Source organism: Salipiger sp. D13 (assembly GCF_003703915.1).
Lineage (GTDB): Bacteria > Pseudomonadota > Alphaproteobacteria > Rhodobacterales > Rhodobacteraceae > Salipiger > Salipiger profundus.
Genome location: NZ_ML112604.1, coordinates 13,223 through 31,881, shown reverse-complemented (window position 1 = coordinate 31,881; position 18,659 = coordinate 13,223). Strand labels below are relative to the sequence as shown.

At 69.0% G+C, this 18,659-nt stretch carries 16 protein-coding genes; 6 read left to right on the top strand and 10 right to left on the bottom strand.

The features are described from left to right. Window positions 1–175 precede the first annotated feature (175 nt). Both gghA and D6860_RS16255 read left to right on the top strand, forming a co-directional pair. Window positions 176–2,581: a glucosylglycerol hydrolase gene (gene gghA, locus D6860_RS16260; protein ID WP_076625180.1), complete on the top strand. Its 2,406-nt coding sequence runs from the start codon at window positions 176–178 to the stop codon at window positions 2,579–2,581. 106 nt (window positions 2,582–2,687) lie between these two features. Next, window positions 2,688–3,452 (top strand): maleate cis-trans isomerase family protein, encoded by a 765-nt coding sequence (locus D6860_RS16255; RefSeq protein ID WP_017468929.1) that lies wholly within the window; start codon window positions 2,688–2,690, stop codon window positions 3,450–3,452. A gap of 9 nt (window positions 3,453–3,461) precedes the next feature. On the opposite strand, the gene D6860_RS16250 is transcribed toward D6860_RS16255, so the two are convergent. Next, complete coding sequence (locus D6860_RS16250) at window positions 3,462–3,848, bottom strand: DUF302 domain-containing protein (protein WP_017468928.1); 387 nt, start codon at window positions 3,846–3,848, stop codon at window positions 3,462–3,464. Window positions 3,849–4,011: 163 nt separating this feature from the next. On the opposite strand from D6860_RS16250, the gene D6860_RS16245 reads away from it, so the two are divergent. Then, window positions 4,012–5,040, top strand: coding sequence for an Atu2307/SP_0267 family LLM class monooxygenase (locus D6860_RS16245; RefSeq protein WP_076625179.1), 1,029 nt, complete (start codon window positions 4,012–4,014; stop codon window positions 5,038–5,040). A 224-nt stretch (window positions 5,041–5,264) separates the two neighbouring features. Then, on the top strand, window positions 5,265–6,644 hold the full coding sequence (locus tag D6860_RS16240; RefSeq protein ID WP_076625178.1) for an MBL fold metallo-hydrolase RNA specificity domain-containing protein: 1,380 nt from the start codon (window positions 5,265–5,267) through the stop codon (window positions 6,642–6,644). Window positions 6,645–6,666: 22 nt separating this feature from the next. On the opposite strand, the gene D6860_RS16235 is transcribed toward D6860_RS16240, so the two are convergent. The 7 genes from D6860_RS16235 to D6860_RS16205 form a co-directional block, all read right to left on the bottom strand. After that, window positions 6,667–7,422: an ABC transporter ATP-binding protein gene (locus D6860_RS16235; protein ID WP_017467973.1), complete on the bottom strand. Its 756-nt coding sequence runs from the start codon at window positions 7,420–7,422 to the stop codon at window positions 6,667–6,669. Continuing rightward, window positions 7,419–8,276 carry an ABC transporter ATP-binding protein gene (locus D6860_RS16230; protein ID WP_017467974.1) on the bottom strand — a complete coding sequence of 286 codons (858 nt, stop codon included), beginning with the start codon at window positions 8,274–8,276 and terminating at the stop codon, window positions 7,419–7,421. Before D6860_RS16230 ends, D6860_RS16235 begins: the two co-directional genes overlap by 4 nt. A gap of 130 nt (window positions 8,277–8,406) precedes the next feature. After that, on the bottom strand, window positions 8,407–9,339 hold the full coding sequence (locus D6860_RS16225) for an ABC transporter permease (protein ID WP_076625177.1): 933 nt from the start codon (window positions 9,337–9,339) through the stop codon (window positions 8,407–8,409). Further along, window positions 9,336–10,382, bottom strand: a complete 1,047-nt coding sequence (locus D6860_RS16220) for an ABC transporter permease (RefSeq protein ID WP_083697961.1) — start codon at window positions 10,380–10,382, stop codon at window positions 9,336–9,338. Before D6860_RS16220 ends, D6860_RS16225 begins: the two co-directional genes overlap by 4 nt. 13 nt (window positions 10,383–10,395) lie before the next feature. Further along, window positions 10,396–11,997 (bottom strand): ABC transporter substrate-binding protein, encoded by a 1,602-nt coding sequence (locus D6860_RS16215; protein WP_076625176.1) that lies wholly within the window; start codon window positions 11,995–11,997, stop codon window positions 10,396–10,398. A 110-nt stretch (window positions 11,998–12,107) separates the two neighbouring features. Continuing rightward, complete coding sequence (locus tag D6860_RS16210) at window positions 12,108–13,169, bottom strand: dipeptidase (RefSeq protein WP_076625175.1); 1,062 nt, start codon at window positions 13,167–13,169, stop codon at window positions 12,108–12,110. Window positions 13,170–13,239: 70 nt separating this feature from the next. Beyond that, window positions 13,240–14,631, bottom strand: a complete 1,392-nt coding sequence (locus D6860_RS16205; RefSeq protein WP_076625174.1) for a hypothetical protein — start codon at window positions 14,629–14,631, stop codon at window positions 13,240–13,242. A gap of 243 nt (window positions 14,632–14,874) precedes the next feature. Between D6860_RS16205 and D6860_RS16200 the strand changes: the two genes are divergently transcribed. Beyond that, window positions 14,875–15,798 (top strand): SHOCT domain-containing protein, encoded by a 924-nt coding sequence (locus D6860_RS16200; protein ID WP_076625173.1) that lies wholly within the window; start codon window positions 14,875–14,877, stop codon window positions 15,796–15,798. A 35-nt stretch (window positions 15,799–15,833) separates the two neighbouring features. Here the strand turns inward: D6860_RS16200 and D6860_RS16195 are convergent, their stop codons facing one another. After that, entirely contained in the window at window positions 15,834–17,015 is a 1,182-nt protein-coding gene (locus D6860_RS16195) for an alpha-D-ribose 1-methylphosphonate 5-triphosphate diphosphatase (RefSeq protein ID WP_076625172.1), read from the bottom strand. Window positions 17,016–17,129: 114 nt separating this feature from the next. Beyond that, window positions 17,130–17,813: a DUF1045 domain-containing protein gene (locus D6860_RS16190; RefSeq protein WP_076625171.1), complete on the bottom strand. Its 684-nt coding sequence runs from the start codon at window positions 17,811–17,813 to the stop codon at window positions 17,130–17,132. A 253-nt stretch (window positions 17,814–18,066) separates the two neighbouring features. Between D6860_RS16190 and D6860_RS16185 the strand changes: the two genes are divergently transcribed. Continuing rightward, window positions 18,067–18,642 carry a fasciclin domain-containing protein gene (locus D6860_RS16185; RefSeq protein ID WP_093412149.1) on the top strand — a complete coding sequence of 192 codons (576 nt, stop codon included), beginning with the start codon at window positions 18,067–18,069 and terminating at the stop codon, window positions 18,640–18,642. Window positions 18,643–18,659 lie beyond the last annotated feature (17 nt).

Here is an 18,659-nt window from a genome sequence, read left to right as displayed (position 1 = left end):
TTTGCGTTGCAGGTCCGGCCCTGCGGCTTAGGTTTGTCACAAGACAGGTGCGGCCCACCCGATCCCCGGGGGCTTCGCGACGCCCAGAGCGCGCGTGTGCGCGCTTGCCGGACCCGGCGCGATGGCCGGTGCCCCGGCCGCCCGCAGAAAAGAAACGAGACAGGACCGAGACGACATGACAGAGAGCCCCGCAATCGCCAGCGACGAAGCCGCCGCCCACGCACGCTCCGAGTGGTGCCAGGAGGTGCTGAACACCGCCCCCGACCGGTTCGCGGCCGGGCGCCAGATCGCGCGACGGCTGGGGGCCATCGTCGAGGGAGACCGGGTCGAATTCGGCTTCTGGACGCCCGAGCTGCAGGACTGGCGCATCGCCGACGGTGACGTCTTCCTCGAGATCCTGCGGCCCCGGGGCGAGATCGACCTGACCGCCAGCCAGGCCGACGTCACCTTCGACCGGACACTGCTGCCGGTCTGCCGTACCGAGGGCTTCACCTTCGCCGCCGCCACCGGCCTGCGCGCCGGCAACCGTGACGAGATCGGCGATTTCTACGCTCTGGTCTGGCGCGACCAGGAGGGGGCGCTGCACCGCATTCTCGATCCGCTCGCCTCGTCGCTGCCCTACGGTGCCTTCGCGCCGGCCGAGATCTACGACCTGAACGCGATGCAGGCGCGGCGGCAGGACAAGGGCTACTTCGCGCAGGTGAAGGGCGACAAGCCGCACAAGTTCCCGCCGCCGACCTCGATCCTGCAGGTGCATGTGCCCACCGCCACGCCGGGTGGCACGCTGGCCTCGCTCACCCGGCAGTTCGAACGCCTCGCGGCGCGGGTCGGCGCCGGGCTGACGCTCGAGCCCGACGAGGAGCTCTTCGCGGGCTACGACGCGGTGCAGCTGCTTCCGGTCGAGCCCACCACCGTCTACGAGGCCGGCCCGGATTTCTGGACCGACACCGAAAGCGACGACGAGGAGGTGACCGCGCACCTGCTGCGCCCGGACACCACGAACTGGGGCTACGATATCGTCATCTCCGGCATGGCCACGGTGAACCCGGTGCTGCTGGAAACGGCGCGGCCCGACGAGCTCGTCGACCTTGCCGCGGTGCTGCACAACTTCCCGCGCTACCCGAAGATGCTGGTGCTCGACGTGGTCTTCGGCCACTCGGACAACCAGGGGCTCAACGCGCTCAACAGTCATTTCTTCGCCGGGCCGAACATGTACGGCCAGAATCTCGACTACCATAACCCCTTCGTGCGGGCGATCCTGCTGGAGTTGCAGCGCCGCAAGGTCGACTTCGGTGCCGACGGCGTGCGGGTCGACGGCGCGCAGGACTTCAAGTGGTGGGATTCCTCGACGCAGGAGATGCGTCACGACGATGAATACCTGCGCGAGATGTCGGGCGTCGTGCAGAACGTCGCGGGCGTCGACTACTGGCCGTGGTTCGTCTTCGAGGACGGCCGCCCCTGGCCGCAGGAGGACTGGGAGCTCAGCTCGGACTACCGCGCGGTGATCGAGGACCAGAAGGATCTCGATCCGGATCTGTTCCAGTGGGGCCCGCTGACCTTTGCCCACAACACGCCGTTCATCTACACCTTCTGGCTGTCGAAATACTGGCGCCTGCAGGAGATCCTCAAGCGAGGCTCGAACTGGATTTCCGGCACCGCCAACCATGACACGCTGCGCCGGGGCACGCAGGTGAACCCCAAGCTCAACATCAACACCCGGCTCGGCGACACCAAGAACGAGATCCTCGACAAGGCCTATGACAACCCGGCCGTGTCGATCCTCACCTACGCGGCGCTGCCGGGCGTGCCCATGGATTTCCTCAATGCCACGGCGCGCGCCAGCTGGGGCTTCATCCGCAACCAGGACGACAAGTACGGCGTCAAGGTCGTGGCGGAAGAGGCGATTTCGCTCAAGTGGCAGGTCGACGCCTACAGCTACTCGGTGCCCGGCGCCTTCCGCTGGTTGAAGGAAATGGGATTCGAGACCCGCGAGGATCTCGCCCGCTTCCTCGAGTTCCTGCCGGCGCTGGTCGAGGTGACGGAATACGACCTCAACACCATCGCGACACTGCTGAACGCGGTCGAGCCGCCGCTGGCCGGGCCGCGCCCGTTCACCGTGGGCACGCTCAAGCAGATCGCGCGGGCGTGGATGGACGACATGCACGAATACTGCAACGTCTCGCATTCCACCTCGCGGCTCGACCCGGTGCAGACCAACGCTATGCGGCGGCTGCGGATGTTCCGGCTCAACAACCCGTGGCTGCGCGACAACTTCCGCGACGACGACCACTTCCGCTACCTCGAGCCGATCGAGGGGCGCACCGTGTTCGTCGCGCTGCGCAACGCGCCGCAGGGGGGCGAGGTGTTCACCGTCTGCCACATGGAGGGCTGCGAGACCGAGGACATCGACCCGCTCGACCTGCTGCCCGACAGCGTGAGCCGCAACGACTGGCACCTCACCATCCGGGGGCCGGGCATCGGTTCGGACTACACCGGCGGGCCGGTCGTTCTGCGCGACTCGATGGGGCTGGTGTTCACCCGCGGGCTCGACATCACGCATCTCGCCGGCGAGCCGCACTAGGGCCTCGGGGCCTGCGCGCCCGACAAGCGGGCAGGGCGACGGTTTCGACCGCCGGCCTGTCGTGCGCGCGATTGACCGGTGCGCGCCGCCGTGCGCCACTGGCGGCATGGATGAGCTTACGCCAGACGGGCAGGGCACAGCGCTGCCCTATCGCCTCGGCCCCGCGCGGCCGGCGCTGGGGCTTGTCGTCCTGCAATCGGACGAGACGGTCGAGGCCGACATGCGCCGGCTTCTGCCGCAGCGCGCCAACCTGATGGTCAGCCGGGTGCCCTCGGGAGCCGAGGTCACGCCCGAGACGCTGACGGCGATGGAGGCGCACCTCGGGCAGGCGGCGGCTCTCTTTCCACCTTGGGCGCGCTTTCAGGCCATCGGCTACGCCTGCACCTCGGGCACCGCCCAGATCGGGGTGCCGCACGTTGCCGCGCAGATCAGCGCGGTGGTCCGGACCGAGGCCGTGACCGAGCCCGTGTCGGCGCTGATCGCCGCCTGCCGGGCACTTGGGGTGACCCGGCTCGGGCTGATCTCTCCCTATGTCGCGCCGGTTTCGGCCCGCCTGCGCGCGGTGCTGGCCGAGGCGAGGATCGAGACCCCGGCCTTTGCCAGCTTCGAGGTCGCGGAAGAGGCGCGTGTCGCCCGCATCGGTCCCGGCAGCCTTCGCCGTGCCGCCCTGCGGGTGGCCGCCGAGGCGCCGGTCGAGGCCTTGTTCCTGTCCTGCACCAACCTGCGCACGCTGTCGGCCCTTCCGGCGCTGGAACGGGAGCTTGGCCTTCCGGTCCTGTCGAGCAACCAGGTGCTTGCCTGGCACATGATGCGGCTCGCGGGGCTGACGCCGCCCCGGCGGGCCCCGGGGTGGCTCTTCAAGAGCGGTTAGGCGCCAGGGTCAGACCCGCTCGATGGCCTCCGCCAGCCGGTCGCGGACCTGCCCGGCAAGGTTCGAAAGCTCCGGGTTGTCGATCGCGCTCATCGAGGCGACGGGATCGACGGCGCTGACCTCGACGCTTTCGGGCAGCTGGCGGACGATGACGTTGCAGGGCAGCATCGCGCCGACGCGCGGCTCGGTCTGGATGGCACCGAAGGCGAGCTTCGGGTTGCAGGCCCCGAGGATCGTGTAGCGGTCCATCTTCTCGCCCAGCTTCTCGTTCATCGTCTCGGCGACGTCGATCTCGGTCAGCACGCCGAAGCCGCTTTCCGACAGGGCGTCGCGGGTGCGCGCCTCGACGGTCTCGAAATCGGCGTCGGAGACGGTCTTGGTGATGGTGTAGCTCATGGCGGTTTCCTTTTCCCGGTTTGCATACATTCCAATATCAACACGTGACCTCCGGCCGCTGTTCCAAGACGGGCGATACCGTGCACATGGGGTGTGCGGGCAGCGGGGCTTTCGGTGGGCCGTTCCTCGCCTATGTTGCCCGGAAAGAAAGGGAGCAGGCTCCATGGAACTCGGACTTTACACATTCGGCGACGTCGGCACGAACCCGGTCACCGGCGAACGCGTCGACGCGCGGAAGCGGCTCAACGACCTGGTCGAGGAGATCCGCGTTGCCGACGAGGTCGGGCTCGACATCTTCGGTCTTGGCGAGCATCACCGGCCGAACTACGCCGTGTCCTCGCCGGCGACCGTGCTTGCCGCAGCCTCCAGCGTCACCAAGAACATCCGCCTGAGCTCGGCGGTGTCGGTGCTGAGCTCGGACGATCCGGTGCGGGTGTTCCAGCAGTTCGCCACGCTCGACAACCTCTCGGGCGGCCGCGCCGAGCTCATGGTCGGGCGGGGCAGCTTCATCGAGAGCTTCCCGCTTTTCGGCTACGATCTCGAGGATTACGGCGACCTGTTCGAGGAGAAGCTCGCCAAGCTGCTGGCCATCAACGAGCGCGAGAAACTGCGCTGGCCGGGCACGAAGCACACGCCGGCGGTCGAGGGGCTGGGGGTCTACCCGCGCCCGGTGAACGACGCGCTGCCGATCTGGATCGCCGCCGGGGGCACACCGCAAAGCATGGTGCGCGCGGGGGCGCTCGGCACGCCGCTGGCGCTTGCCATCATCGGCGGCGAGCCGCGCCGCTTCAAGCCGCTCGCCGACCTCTACCGCCGCGCCGCCGAGCAGGCCGGCAACAGCGACAAGGCGCGCGTGTCGCTCAACGTGCACGGCTTCGTGGGCGAGGACGGCAAGGCCGCCGCCGACCTGTTCTACCCGGCGCAGAAGGCGGTGATGGACCAGCTTGGCCGCGAGCGCGGCTGGCGGCCGCAGAGCCGCGCGCAATACGATGCCTCCTGCGGGCCCGAAGGCGCGATGTTCGTGGGCTCTCCGGCGCAGATCACCGACAAGATCCTCGGCCTGCGCGAGGATCTCGGCTTCGACCGCGTGACCATCCAGATGGCGATCGGCGTGATCGACCACGCCGAGATGCTGAAGGCCATCGAGGTGCTGGGCACGCAGGTCGCCCCGGAACTGCGCAAGGCCGGCTGATCCCGCGCGCCGCCCCGGGAAGGGGCGGCGCTTCGCTTCGCGGGCGCCAGCCTGCGGTGGCGTGCCGACCGGCCCCGCGGTCCGCACATGTCCTCTTGGGCAGCAGCGCACGGCGCAGACCTCTGCCATCGTTTTCCTTCCCCCGCATTGCGCGTGATCGTCGAAGGCGTCTGCCGCGGCTGGTAGACTCGTGGCAGGTCGGGACGGACGGAGGGGAGGACAGCATGAAGATCTCGTTTCACGGTGCCGCGCGGCAGGTCACGGGATCCTGTCACCTTGTCGAGGCGGCGGGGCGGCGCATTCTCGTGGATTGCGGCATGTTCCAGGGCTCGCACGAGCTGCACGAGGAGAACGCGGGCGATTTCGGCTTCGACCCGGCGACCATCGACATGCTGCTGCTGACCCACGCCCATCTCGATCATTGCGGGCGCATTCCGCTGCTGGTGAAGCGCGGCTTCTCGGGCGAGATCATCGCGACTTCGGCGACCCGTGACCTCGCGCGGCTGGTGATGATGGATTCGGCGCATCTGCACGAGGAAGAGGCCCGGCGTCATCACCGCCACGGCCGCCACGGCGGCGGCCACGAGGCGCTTTACGACACGGTCGACGCGATGGATGCGGTCGAGCTCTTCGGACGGACGGCAGAGTATGGCAAGCCGCTCGAGCTTTGCCCCGGCATCCGCGCGCGGTTCCACGAAGCGGGGCACATCCTCGGATCGGCCTCGATCCTGCTCGAACTGACCGAGCACGACCAGCACAGGCGCCTGCTGTTCTCGGGCGACCTCGGCCCGCCCAACCGGGCGCTGCTGAACGACGCGGATCCGCCGCGCGACGTGGACGTGGTGGTGATGGAGACCACCTATGGCGACCGCGATCACCGCTCCTTCGACGCCTCGGTGGCCGAGTTCCACGAAGCCCTGCGCGACGCGCACCGGCGCGGCGGCAACGTCATCATTCCCACCTTCGCGCTGGAACGGGCGCAGGAGCTGCTGTGGGTGCTGCGCGAGGGCATGGCAAGCGGCGCGTTGCCGCGCGGGGTCGACATCTACCTCGACTCGCCCATGGCGATCTCTGCCACGCGGATCTTCGGGCGCCATCCCGAGGCGCTGCGCCCGGAACTCGCGGCGATGATCCGCAAGGGCAATGACCCGTTCCGGCTGCCGGGGCTGCATTTCACCCGCGAGGCGCAGGATTCGATGAAGCTCAACCGAATCCGCTCGGGGGCGGTCATCATGGCGGGGTCCGGCATGTGCACCGGCGGACGGGTGCGGCACCACCTGCGCCGCGAACTCGGCCGGCCCGAGACCAGCGTGATCTTCGTGGGCTACGCCGCCGAGGGGACGCTGGCGCGCATCATCATCGACGGTGCGAGGCGCGTGAAGCTCTTCGGCGAAGAGATCCGGGTGAAGGCGCGCATCCACACCATCAACGGCTTCTCGGCCCACGCCGACCGCGACGACCTGCTGCGCTGGCACGCGCTGCTGGGGCGGCCCTCCGAGACCGTGCTGGTGCACGGCGAGGCCAAGGCGATGGACGCCTTCGCCGAGGCGCTGACGCCGGCACGGGTCACGCGGCCCGAGATGGGTGAGACGCTCGAGCTATAAGCCGTCGCGCCGCGATCAGGGGTCAGCGCACGCTGCGCATGGCGCTGTCGAGCAGGTGCTGCGTGTAGGGGTGATCGGCCTTGAGGCTGCGCATCTTCGCCACGTCCAGAAGCTCGACGATCTTGCCGTGCTGCATGACCGCGATGCGGTCGCACATGTGGCCGATGACGCCGAGATCGTGGCTCACCATCAGGTAGGTCAACCCGTGTTCGGTGCGCAGGTCCGACAGCAGGTTGAGGATCTCGGCCTGCACCGAGACGTCGAGCGCCGAGGTCGGCTCGTCGAGCAGGATCACCCGCGGCTCGGGCGCGAGCGCGCGGGCGATGGCGACGCGCTGGCGCTGGCCGCCCGACAGCTGGTGTGGGTAACGGAAGCGGAAGCCCTTGCCGAGGCCGACGTCCTCGAGCAGCTTGTCGATGCGGGCGTCGATGCCGGAAAAGCCGTGCAGCTTCAGCACCTCGCCCAGCACCCGGTCGACCGTGTGGCGCGGGTGCAGCGAGGCGTAGGGATCCTGGAAGACCATCTGCACGGTCTTGTAGAAGGCGGGCGTCCGGCGCCGCCCCAGCGGGGTTCCCATGACCGACATATGGCCGCTCCAGCCGGGCACCAGCCCGGCCATGGCGCGCAGCACGGTCGACTTGCCCGAGCCGGATTCGCCGACGAGGCCGAAGCTCTCGCCCTCGGCGACGGTGAAGCCTGCGCCCTTCACGGCGCGCACCTGCTCGGCGCCCTCGCCGAACCAGACGTCGAGGTCGCGGATCTCGATGGCGGTGGTCATGTGCGGGCGCTCACGGATGGGGCCTCGCGCCAGGCCGGGTCGCGCCGGAGCACGTCGAGCCGGGGGCGGGGGTGTTCGAGATCGGGCACCGCGTTCAGCAGGCCGATGGTGTAGGGGTGCTTCGCCTCGTGCAGGCGGCCGGCCTCGCAGACCTCGACGATGCGGCCGGCATACATGATGAGGATGCGGTCGCAGAAGCTGGAGACGAGGTTGAGGTCGTGGCTGATGAAGATCAGCCCCATGCCGCGCTCGGTCACCAGGCGGTCCATGATCTCGAGCACCGAGAGCTGCACCGAGACGTCGAGCGCCGAGGTCGGCTCGTCGGCGATGAGGATCTCGGGGTCGGGGATCAGCATCATCGCGATCATGATGCGCTGGCCCATGCCGCCCGAGACCTCGTGCGGGTAGAGCCCCATGACGCGCCCGGGGTCGCGGATCGCCACCGCCTCGAGCATCTCGACGGCGCGCTTCTTGGCGACTGCGCGCGAGGTCTTCTCGTGGGTGAGCAGCGCCTCGGTGATCTGCTGGCCAACGGTCATCACCGGGTTCAGCGAGAATTTCGGGTCCTGCATGATCATCGAGGCGTGGCGGCCGCGGATCCGCCGCATCTGTTTCTCGGAGGCGGTGAGCAGGTCGGTGCCGCCCATCTCCATGCGGTCGGCGGTGACGCGCCCGGGCCGGCGGATCAGCCGCAGCAGCGCCCGTCCGGTCATCGACTTGCCCGAGCCGCTCTCGCCGACGATGCCGAGCCGTTCACGGCCGAGCGAGAAGGAGATGCCACGCACCGCGTCGAAGGTGCCGGAGCGGGTGGGGAAGGTGACGGTGAGGTTCTCGACGTCGAGAAGGTTGGTCATGTGGCGCCTCGTGGCGGAAGGGGCTGGCGCGATCCGGCCTGCGGCCGGCCCGCGCGGGGGGCTCTGCCCCCCGTCGCCTGCGGCGACTCCCCCCGCGGTATTTGCAAAGAGAAGAAGACGGGGGCCGGGGTCACTTGCCGGCCTCCTTCGGGTCGAGCACGTCGCGCAGCCCGTCGCCGAGCAGGTTGAAGGCGAGCGAGATCGCGAAGATCGCGAGGCCCGGGATGGTGGCGACCCACCAGTGGTCGAGGATGTACTTGCGGCCCTCGGAGACCATGGCGCCCCATTCGGGGGAGGGCGGCTGCGCGCCGAGGCCGAGGAAGCCGAGGCCGGCGGCGGTCAGGATGATGCCCGCCATGTCGAGGGTGACGCGGATCACCAGGCTCGAGATGCACAGCGGCCAGACGTGGCGGGTGATGATCCTGAGCGGCCCGGCGCCCTGCAGCTTGATCGCGTGGATGAAGTCCGAGTTGCGGATGGTGAGCGTCTCGGCACGGGCGATGCGGGCGTAGGGCGGCCAGGCGGTGAGCGAGATCGCGAGCACCGCGTTCTCGATGCCGGCGCCGAGGGCGGCGACGAAGGCCAGCGCGAGGATCAGCCGGGGGAAGGCGAGGAAGATGTCGGTGAAGCGCATCAGCACCACGTCGACGATGCCGCCCATGTAGCCCGCGACGGTGCCGATCACGAGGCCGAGCAGCGGCGCCACCAGCGCCACCAGTGCCACGATGTAGAGCGAGATGCGGGCGCCGTAGACGATCCTCGACCAGATGTCCCGGCCGAGGCTGTCGGTGCCGAACATGTGGCCGTCGGTGCCGGGCGGCAGGAGCCGCGCGCCGAGGTCCTGCACGAAGGGGTCCTGCGTCGCCAGCAGCGGCGCACAGAGCGCCATCAGGATCAGCAGCACCAGCACCACGAGGCCGGCCATGGCGAGCGTGTTGCCGCGCAGCTTGAGCCAGCCGGAATACCACGACGCGGCGCGGGCCTGGCGGCGCGAGCCGGGCGCGTCGGTGAGCAGCCAGTCGCGCCAGCCGGGGCGCGGGGCGGGAGTGGGAAAGTCGCTCATTTGGCCCTCGGGTCGAAGAAGCGGTAGAGCAGGTCGGAGAAGATGTTCAGCGCGACGAAGATCGTACCGATCACCACGGTTCCGCCCAGCACGGAGTTCATGTCGTTGGCCAGCAGCGAGGTGGTGATGTACTGGCCGATGCCGGGCCATGCGAAGATGATCTCGGTCAGCACCGAGCCCTCGAGCAGGTTGGCGTAGGCCAGCGCGATCACGGTGATCAGCTGGATGCGGATGTTGCGGAAGGCGTGGCGCCAGACCACGTGCCATTCCGACACGCCCTTGACCCGTGCGGTGGTGACGTATTCCGAGCTCAGCTGTTCGAGCATGAAGCTGCGGGTCATCCGGCTGATGTAGGCGAGGCTGTAGTAGCCCAGCAGCGAGGCCGGCAGGATGATGTGGGAAAACGCGTCCCGAAACACGGTCCAGTCGCCGGCGAGCGCCGAGTCGACCAGCAGCAGCCCGGTGCGCGACGGCACCAGCCCCTGGTAGAAGACCCCGAGCCGGCCCGGGCCCGCGACCCAGCCAAGGATGCCGTAGAAGATCAGCAGGCCGACGAGGCCGAGCCAGAAGATCGGCATGGAGTAGCCCACGAGGCCGACCAGACGGGCCACCTGGTCGATCCAGCGGCCCCGATAGACGGCGGCGAGCACGCCGAGCGGCACGCCGAGGAACACCCCGAAGAAGGTGCCCAGCGTCGCCAGTTCGAGCGTGGCGGGGAAGACGCGGGCGATGTCCTCGGAGACCTGTTGACCGGTCCGGATCGAGGTGCCGAAATCGCCGTGCAGCACGTCGTTCACGTAGATGAAGAACTGCTGGATCAGCGGCTTGTCGAGACCGAGCTCGAGGAAGACCTCGTCGTACTGGGCCTGGGTCGCGCGCTCGCCGATGACGGCGAGCACCGGGTCGATGGGCATCACGCGCCCTATCATGAAGGTCACGAAGAGCAGGCCGAGCAGCGTCACCGCGACGGTGACCGCGGTGCCGGCGGTCTTCTTCAGCCAGCGGGGAACGGGCAGCTTCTGCCGCCCGTTCGAGGTGTGCATCGCCTGGGCCACGTTACTTCGTGATCACCCAGTAGGAGACTGCCGTGGTGGCGCCGCCGGCGACGAAGTTCTCGACGCTGGACCCCATGGCGTTCTGCTCGATCTTCTGGAACATCACGCCGAAGGGCGACACCTGCTGGTGCTCCTTCTGCAGCTCCCGGTACATCTCGGCACGGGCCTCGGTGTCGTTCTCGACCACGGCGGCAAGGGTTTCCTCGCTCATTTCCGGGATGTCCCAGGCGTTGCGCCAGGCGAGCAGCCCGGTGGCTCCGGCCTCGTCGCTGTTGTCGGGGTTGTAGGCGAAGGTGCCGGCGTTGGTGTTGGGGTCGGGGTAGTCCGGGCCCCAGGCACCGAGGTAGATGTCATGCTCGCGCGCGCGGTAGCGGTCGAGCGTCTGCGCGCCGGTGCCGACGATCAGCTCGACCTCGCAGCCGAGCTGGTTCCAGGTGTTCTGGAGCGACTGCGCGATGTCGAGACGTTCCTGCGCCTCGCGCACCGAGATCTCGATCGGGCCGCAGTCGGGGTACTCGGAATCGGCCAGCGCCGCCTTGGCCTTTTCCATGTCGTAGCCGAAGGGCTTGTCCTCGATCGCGCCGAGGAAGGTCAGCGGCAGGAAGGCCTGGTGCACGGTGTACTGGCCATTGAGGAAGCTGCCGGCCATGCCCTCGTAGTCGGCCGCCCACTTGAGCGCCTCGACGACCTTGGGATCGGCGAGCATCTCGTTCTTCTGGTTGGCCGAGAAATACATCAGCCGGCCGCGCAGCTCGTCGACCACCTTGAGATCGTCGTTCTCCTGCACCGCGGCCACGTCCTCGGGCGAGAGGTTGCGGGCGACGTCGATGTCGCCGCGCTCGAGCTGCAGGCGCTGGGTGGCGGATTCCTGGATGTGCTGGACGATCACCCGCTGCATCGCCGGCTCCTCGCCGCCGTAGTTGGGGTTGAGGTCCATCAGGACGCTCTCGTTCGGCTTCCAGTCCGACACCTTGTAGGGTCCCGAGCCGGCGGTGTTGGTGCGCAGCCAGGCGTTGCCCATGTCACCGTCTTCCTCGTGCTCCATGACGGTTTCCATGTCGACGATGCCGCCGATGGTGGCCGTCAGGCAGTTGAGCACGAAGGAGACCGCGTATTGCTTGTCGAGCTTGAGAACGAGCGTCTTGTCGTCCTCGGCAACGATGGTTTCCTCGACATTCTCGGGGGTGAAGCCGAACTGGGTCAGGATGAAGGAGGGCGTCTTGTTGAGCTCGACGGCGCGGCGCAGCGAGAACTCGGCGTCCTTGGCGGTCACCGGGTTGCCGGAGGCGAAGGTGTGGCCCTCGGCCATGGTGAAGGTGATGGTCTTGCCGTCCTCGGAGACCTCCCAGCTCTCGGCGAGCTGCGGCTGGAAGCCGGCCTCGAGGTCGAGCGGGTCGAAATTCACCAGCTTCTCGTAGACGTTGCGCGACACGTCGGCGCCGGCGAACTCGAAGCTCTCGGCCGGGTCGAAGGTCTTGATGTCGTCGATGCGGTTGGCGATCACCAGCATGTTGGGCGGCGTCTCGGCCATGGCCGGTAGCGCGGCCGACCCCATCAGTGCGGCGACGAGCGCGGCGGCGCGCAGGCTGCGTGACTGTTTCATGTGTCTTTCTCCCAGTTGGTTTTCCGTTGGTCTCCGGCGCGTTCTGGCGCGTCCGTTTTTCTTGTTCTTCCGGGGGCCGCGCTCAGGCGGCCCAGGTCAGGCGGCCCAGGTCAGGCGGCCCAGGTCTTGCGCAGCACGCGCATCCAGTTGCGCCAGGCCAGTTTCTCCATCATCTCGTCGCCGATCCCGTGGTCCTTCATCGCCGCGCGCAGGGCCGGCAGCCCGGCGCAATCGGCGATGTCCCTGGGGACCAGCGCCCCGTCGAAGTCCGAGCCGAAGCCGACCCGGTCTTCGCCGAGAAATTTGACCAGATGGTCAAGATGTCGGAGCAGCAGGTCAAGAGGAAAGTCGTTGTTCATCTGCCCGTCGGGGCGCAGGAAGGCGGAGGCAAAATTGATGCCTACCATTCCATCGCTTTCGGCGATCATTTCGAGCTGCCGGTCGGTGAGGTTGCGCGAATGCGGTGTCACCGCCCAGGCGTTCGAATGGGTGGCAACGAGCGGCGCGTCGGTGATCGCCGCGACATCGTCGACGCCCTTTTCGTTCAGGTGGCTGAGGTCGATCATGATGTTCAGCTTGTTGCACTCGCGCACGAGCCGCTTGCCGTCCTCGCTGAGGCCCGGACCGGTGTCGGGCGAGGACGGATAGCGGAAGGGCACGCCGTGGCCGAAGATCGTCGGGCGGGACCAGACCGGCCCGAGCGAGCGCAGGCCACGGGCATGCAGCTGGTGGAGCACCTCGAAATCGGGGTCGATCGCCTCGGCGCCCTCGATGTGCATGATCGCCGCCATCTTGGGGCCGTGGATCGCGGCCTCCAGCTCGTCGACTGTGCGGCAGATGGTGACCGCCCCGGCAGCCTCGAGGGCTTCGAGCGCCTCGGCGCCTTCCAGCGTCACCGTGAGCGCCTCGTCCTGCGGGATCATCTCGGGCAGCGGCAGGTCGTATTCCGGCTGCACCATGGCGTCATGGCGCTCGGAGGCGTTGGACGGCGATGCCACGAAGATCGCGAAGAAGCCGCCGCCGAGCCCGCCGGAGCGGGCGCGCGGCAGGTCGATGTGGCCGTCGGGAAGACCCGCCGCGACGCCCTCGGCGGTGGCCGACCCGCGCAGCAGGCGCAGGATCAGGTCGTTGTGGCCATCGAAGATCGGCGGTTGGTTGAACGGGGCTGTCATGGGGCGCGGTCTCCAGAGTCTGCGTCTGGCCCGAGACTGTCACCCCATCTCGTTCGTATGCAAGCAGGTTTCAGCCCAGCAGGTAGGCGTAGGCCAGAACCCAGAGGGGAAGTGCCACGAGACAGGTCAGCATGTAGCTGCCGTTCCAGCGCAGACCGACGGTCCGGGCCCCGACGTTGCCGAAGGAGCCGGTGAGCATGGTCGTCGCGGTGAAGGGAGAGCTGATCCCGCCAAGCGCCCAGCCGGCGGTGATCGCGGTGACCATGGCCGCCGGGGTGACGCCCAGCTCGGCCGGGGTCGGAAGCAGCGGCGCGATCAGCGTGACGGCGAGGATCGGGTTCATCGCGAACTGCCCGGCCAGCGGGATGATCCAGACGAGCCCCACCAGCACGAGCCAGTGCGGCATCGCCTCGGGGTGGAAGCCGCTTGCCTTGACCAGCGGCGACAGCAACGGCGCGCCCACGGTTCCGATATAGCCCGCCATCATCAGCAGCAGCACCTCGTTGCGGTAGTTCGGCAGGTCGCGGAAGGCGTAGGTCTTCAGACGCTGGCCCAGCGGCGCGCCGCCGCTCCGCGCCTGCAGCAGCGTCCAGATCAGCGCCATCACCGGCACGATCAGCAGCACGAGGCCGATCACGCGGATGCCGGTCAGCGCGCCCAGCGTCAGGACGCTCGCCACGAGGATGCCCAGCAGCAGCGCCAGTGGCAGAAGCAGCGCCCAGCTGCCCTCGGGCTTGCGGCGCACCGGGGCGGGATTCGTCAGGCGCGGCTTGAAGATCGTGTCGAGCCCCCAGCCGATCAGCGTCATCAGCACGGCGGTGCCGAGCGCGGGCAGCACCGCGCCTTCCCAGCTCCCGCCCGGAATGAGCGCGGTCGAGATGGCGATGGCAAAGGACAGCGGCGACCACGGCAGCGAGGTGACGAAGCCGCGCTGGATCGCCAGCAGCATCCGGCGGCGCCGGTGCATGCGGATCTCGGCATCGGGTTCATCCTGCGCGGCGGCGGTGGCAAGGCTGCCCAGCAGCGCGATGGCGCCGTAGTTCAACAGCAGCGCAAAGGCCGAGGCGCCCAGCGTCAGCGCGAGATACCGCCGCCCCGGCGGCTGCTCGGCAAGGAAGCGCCCGCTGGCCCGGATGTCCTCGGAGGGCTCGGCGGCGCTGCGCAGCGTCGCGAGCGCGGTGAAGAACGCCGCGATGAACGACGCCGAGTAGAGCCCGTCCATCACCACCGATGTCCAGTCCTCGACGCGCCATGCCAGCGCCGCGGTGAGCCCCAGCGCCACGAAGACAAAGGCCTTGCGCCCGGGGCGGACCTCGACGAACAGCGCGGCGATGGCCACGACGAGCAGCAGGTAGCAGGGGATGTTCACCCAGTCCGCCGCGCCCCATTCCCGAGCGATGACGCATCCCGTGACAAGGACGAGGGTCAGGCCGATCAGCCGGTCGAGGCGTGGGGAGGTCATGGGGCAGGGGTGCTTGCAGGGGTCTGGTCCGGGCTTCTAGATCATCATTCCGCCGAAGCTGCAATTGCAGCCGCCGTCGGGCTGCGGGAAAACCGGCATTGCAGACACGGCAGTCCGGCGGCGACATCGGTGCCGCAGATGGCGCGAAAACCCCGCAGACCTGGCCCGCGCGCGGTGGCTGTGATGGCGCGGACGTGGTAAGCCCGACGGGACTTTCCCGCATAGCATGACTGGAACGGTGACATGACCGCGCTGACCGAAGACGGAACCCGCCTGGTGTCCGAGACCGCCGCCCGCCACGGCGTCTCGACCGAGGCCGCAGAACACCTCCTTTACGCGCTGGCGGCAGGGCAGGGCACGCAGGCGCAGTTCAACCACCCCGAGCTTGGCGGCATGGGCCAGTGGTCGCTCGGCGGCATGACCATGGTCGGCGACATGTTCAACAACGCGCTCAAGGCCAAGGTCGACGCGCTCTGCTCCGAGCTGGCGCAGGGGCTGGCCGGCGGCGGGGTGTTCCGACCCCAGCCGCAGCGCCCGGTGCCGCCGCAGGGCCAGTCGCAGAGCCAATCATCGGGCCAGTCTTCGGGCGCATCCCGGAACCAGTCGCAGGGGCCGGGGTCGAGCCTGTTCCTGCCCGGTGGCGCGGGGGCGGCGACCTCCTGGCCTGGCGTGCTGGGCGCGGCTTCTTCGGTCGGCAGCCAGAACAACCTGCGCTACGCGGTCTTTCCCGACACCCGCCGGCTGGCCATCGACATCGGCGGTGCGGTCGAGATCTACGACACCGGCGATCACCGCATCACCGGCGTCTCGCAGCAGCAGAGCGGCGACCAGTCGCTGACCTTCACGAGCCAGCACGGGCTGGTGCGGCTGTCCGACCTGCCGAAGGTCGGCACCGACCCGGCCCCCACCTCGGGCACGGCGCAGGCGGACCCCGTCGTCGAGACCCCGGCGCCCTCGGCACCGCCCCCTCAGCCCGTGTCCGAGCCCCCGGCCCAGCAGACGGCCGCGCCCGCCATGCAATCGGTGCCGATGTCTCCGGCACCCTCCGCGATGGACGCCGATGCGGTCATCGGGCTGATCCGCAAGCTCGGCGAGCTGATGGAGGCGGGGCTTCTGACCCGCGAGGAGTTCGAGGCCAAGAAGCGCGACCTGCTCGACCGGCTCTGAGCGAGCCCTTTCCGGCGGCGCAGGCGCCTTGCGGCCTATTCGGCCGCGAGGCGCGGACCGGTGATGGCGCCGACAAGCCGCGCCCCGGCATCGCCGGCAAGATAGGACAGCCGGCCACCGCTGACCGTGGCCTCGATCTCGCGCGTGGCGGCGTTGACCACCACGAAATCCGACCGCTTGCCGTGGTCGAGCGTGCCCCGGTCGGCAAGTCCCATGACCTCGGCCGGCACCTTCGAGATCATCTCCCACGCCTCCGGCAACGTCTTCAGCCCGCGATCCACCAGCACCCAGGCGGCGCGGGCAAGACAGGGGTAGTGGTAATCCGAGACCAGCACGTCGCACAGCCCCTGCGCCACCAGCGTCAGGGCCGAGACGTTGCCCGCCTGCGAGCCGCCGCGCACCACGTTGGGCGCCCCCATCAGCACCGGGTCGTTGCAGGCCCGCGCCAGCTTCGCCGCTGCCACGGTGAGCGGAAACTCGGCGATGCGGGCACCGATGAGACGGTAGTATTCGCGGGTCTCGGCGTCGGGGTCGTCGTGGCTGCCGTAGCGCAGGTCGAGCGTGTCGAAGACCTCGGCCAGCGCGCAGAGGTGGCGCGGCACCTCGCGCCGTGCGGCGCGGGCGGTGGCTAGTGCTGCGTGATACTCGGGCACCGAGCGGTCGCCGCGCTCGGCCTGCTCGGCGACGCGGTGCGGCGCGGTTTCGGCCAGTTGCAGTGTGGCGTCGAGATGGTCGTTGAAGACGACGTAGTCGATGCCGTGCCGCCGGATCGCCGCCACCAGCCGCGCGCGGGTCTCGGGCATGTGGGTCTCGCAGCGGATCTGCAGGCGCAGGTCGGTGAGCGCGTGCGGCCGGTAGTCGTCGAGCGCGCGCATCATCTCCTCGGCGAAATCGGGACTGCGCAGCCCGCCCTCCCAGCTCCAGCCCTGCGCGAGCCAGGCGGTGGTGATGCCGTGGGTGGCGGCCTCGCGGTCGGTGGCGCGCAGCGCCGCCTCGAGCGGTAGCCGGGCCGAGGGACGGGGCGCGACCTGCCGTTCGAAAGCGTCACCGTGCAGGTCGATGATGCCCGGCAGGATCAGGTAGCCCGACATGTCCACCTGCGGCAGCGGGCCCTTGGTGATGACGCCGTCGGCGATCACCAGCGAGCGTTTCTGCAGAACGCCGCCGCGCAGGATGGTGGCGCCCGTCAGGCGCAGGGGAGGAAGCAGTGCCGTCATGCCCGTGGGTCCGCTCGAAGCTTTTCGGCAGCTCTAACGGCACTCTGTGTCACCCGGGTGACGCGGGACGAAGATCGGAAGTTGTGCGCGCCTGGAATATGGCAGGACGGGGGATCAGCCCCCGAGGGGATACCGCGCGAGCTGGTGGAACCGCCCGTCGGCCGCCTCGCCGAAGAGGCAGAGCGCGTCGACGCGGAACGGGCGCGGCAGCAGGGGGGCAAGCACCGGGCGCAGGGCCTCGGCGGTCTGCTCGGCCTCGGCGCGGCTGAGCTTGCCGGTCAGCGTCAGGTGGAAGCGGAAGTCGTCCATCACGTAGGGATAGCCCCAGCGCAGCAGGTTCTCCTCCTGGCGCGGCGTGAGCCGCGCCTGCCGCCGGCGTTCGAGTTCCGCCGGTTGGGGAGGCTGGCGGTGACCGTCGAGGCTGCGCACCACCTGCGCCGCAAGCTGCGCCAGTGGCGCGGTGTCGCCCTCGGGGGTGAGCGCGAGGAAGCTGCCGAGCCGGGTGAGCGACAGCCCGGGCATCTCGACCGGAGAGAGGCGCGCGGCCAGCGCCGCCAGATCCGCCTCGAGCGCGCCGCGCGGCCCGGTCAGGCGGAAGGGCGGCTTCAGCGTGCCGTGAAAGCCGTACTTGCGTGGGGTCGCGGTGATCTCGTCCACCGGGCGCGGCAGGCCCGGGATCTCGGGATGCGGGCAGGTCTGCCCGGTCACAGGGTCGTGCCCGAGCCAGCCCGCGCAGAACGTCGCGAGGGGGCCCGGCGCGGGCGCGTGGTAGACGGCGAAACGGCTGTAATCGGTCATGCGCACCTGATGTCACGTCGCGCGCGGGTTGGGAAGTGCGGGCGTCGCGCGGGCGTCGCGCTTGACGCGCGCCGCGCGGGGGCTCTGCCCCCGCACCCCCGAGGGTATTTTCAAAGAGAAGAAAGGGACGGGCGCAATCACGGAGCTGTTATCGCTTTTTCTGAAACAGCGGGGCTGCGGTCTTCGTGGCTTCTGGCAAGTGCGGTCGGCGAGGAGGCCGGGGCGCACGTAACGAAGTCAAAGGAGGATGGACATGACCAAGCTTGCAACCCTGTTCAGGACGACCCTGGCCGCAACCGCGCTCGCGGCGGTGGCCGCGCCTGCCATGGCCGACGACCACATGGAGAACCCGATGGTCGGCGGTGCCGCGATGTCGCCGGAGAAGACCATCGTGGAGAACGCCGTGAACTCGGCGGACCACGAGACGCTGGTGGCCGCCGTGAAGCAGGCGGGCCTTGTCGACACGCTGAGCGGTGAAGGTCCGTTCACCGTCTTCGCACCGACCGACGCGGCCTTCGACATGATCTCGGACGACAGCCTGTCGCAGTTGATGATGGACGAGAACAAGGATCAGCTCGCTCAGATCCTTACCTGTCACGTGGTGGCGGCGGATGCGATGTCGGACGCGATCGCGGGCATGATCGCCGATGACGGCGGCACCCATCCGGTGTCGACGGTCGGTGGCTGCACGCTGCAGGCGAAGATGGACGGCGACATGATCACGCTTACCGACGAGCGCGACCGCTCCGCCACCGTCACCATTGCCGACGTGAAGCAGTCGAACGGCGTGATCCACGTGATCGACCGCGTGCTGCTGCCGGCGATGTAAACGCTTCGGACCGCGCC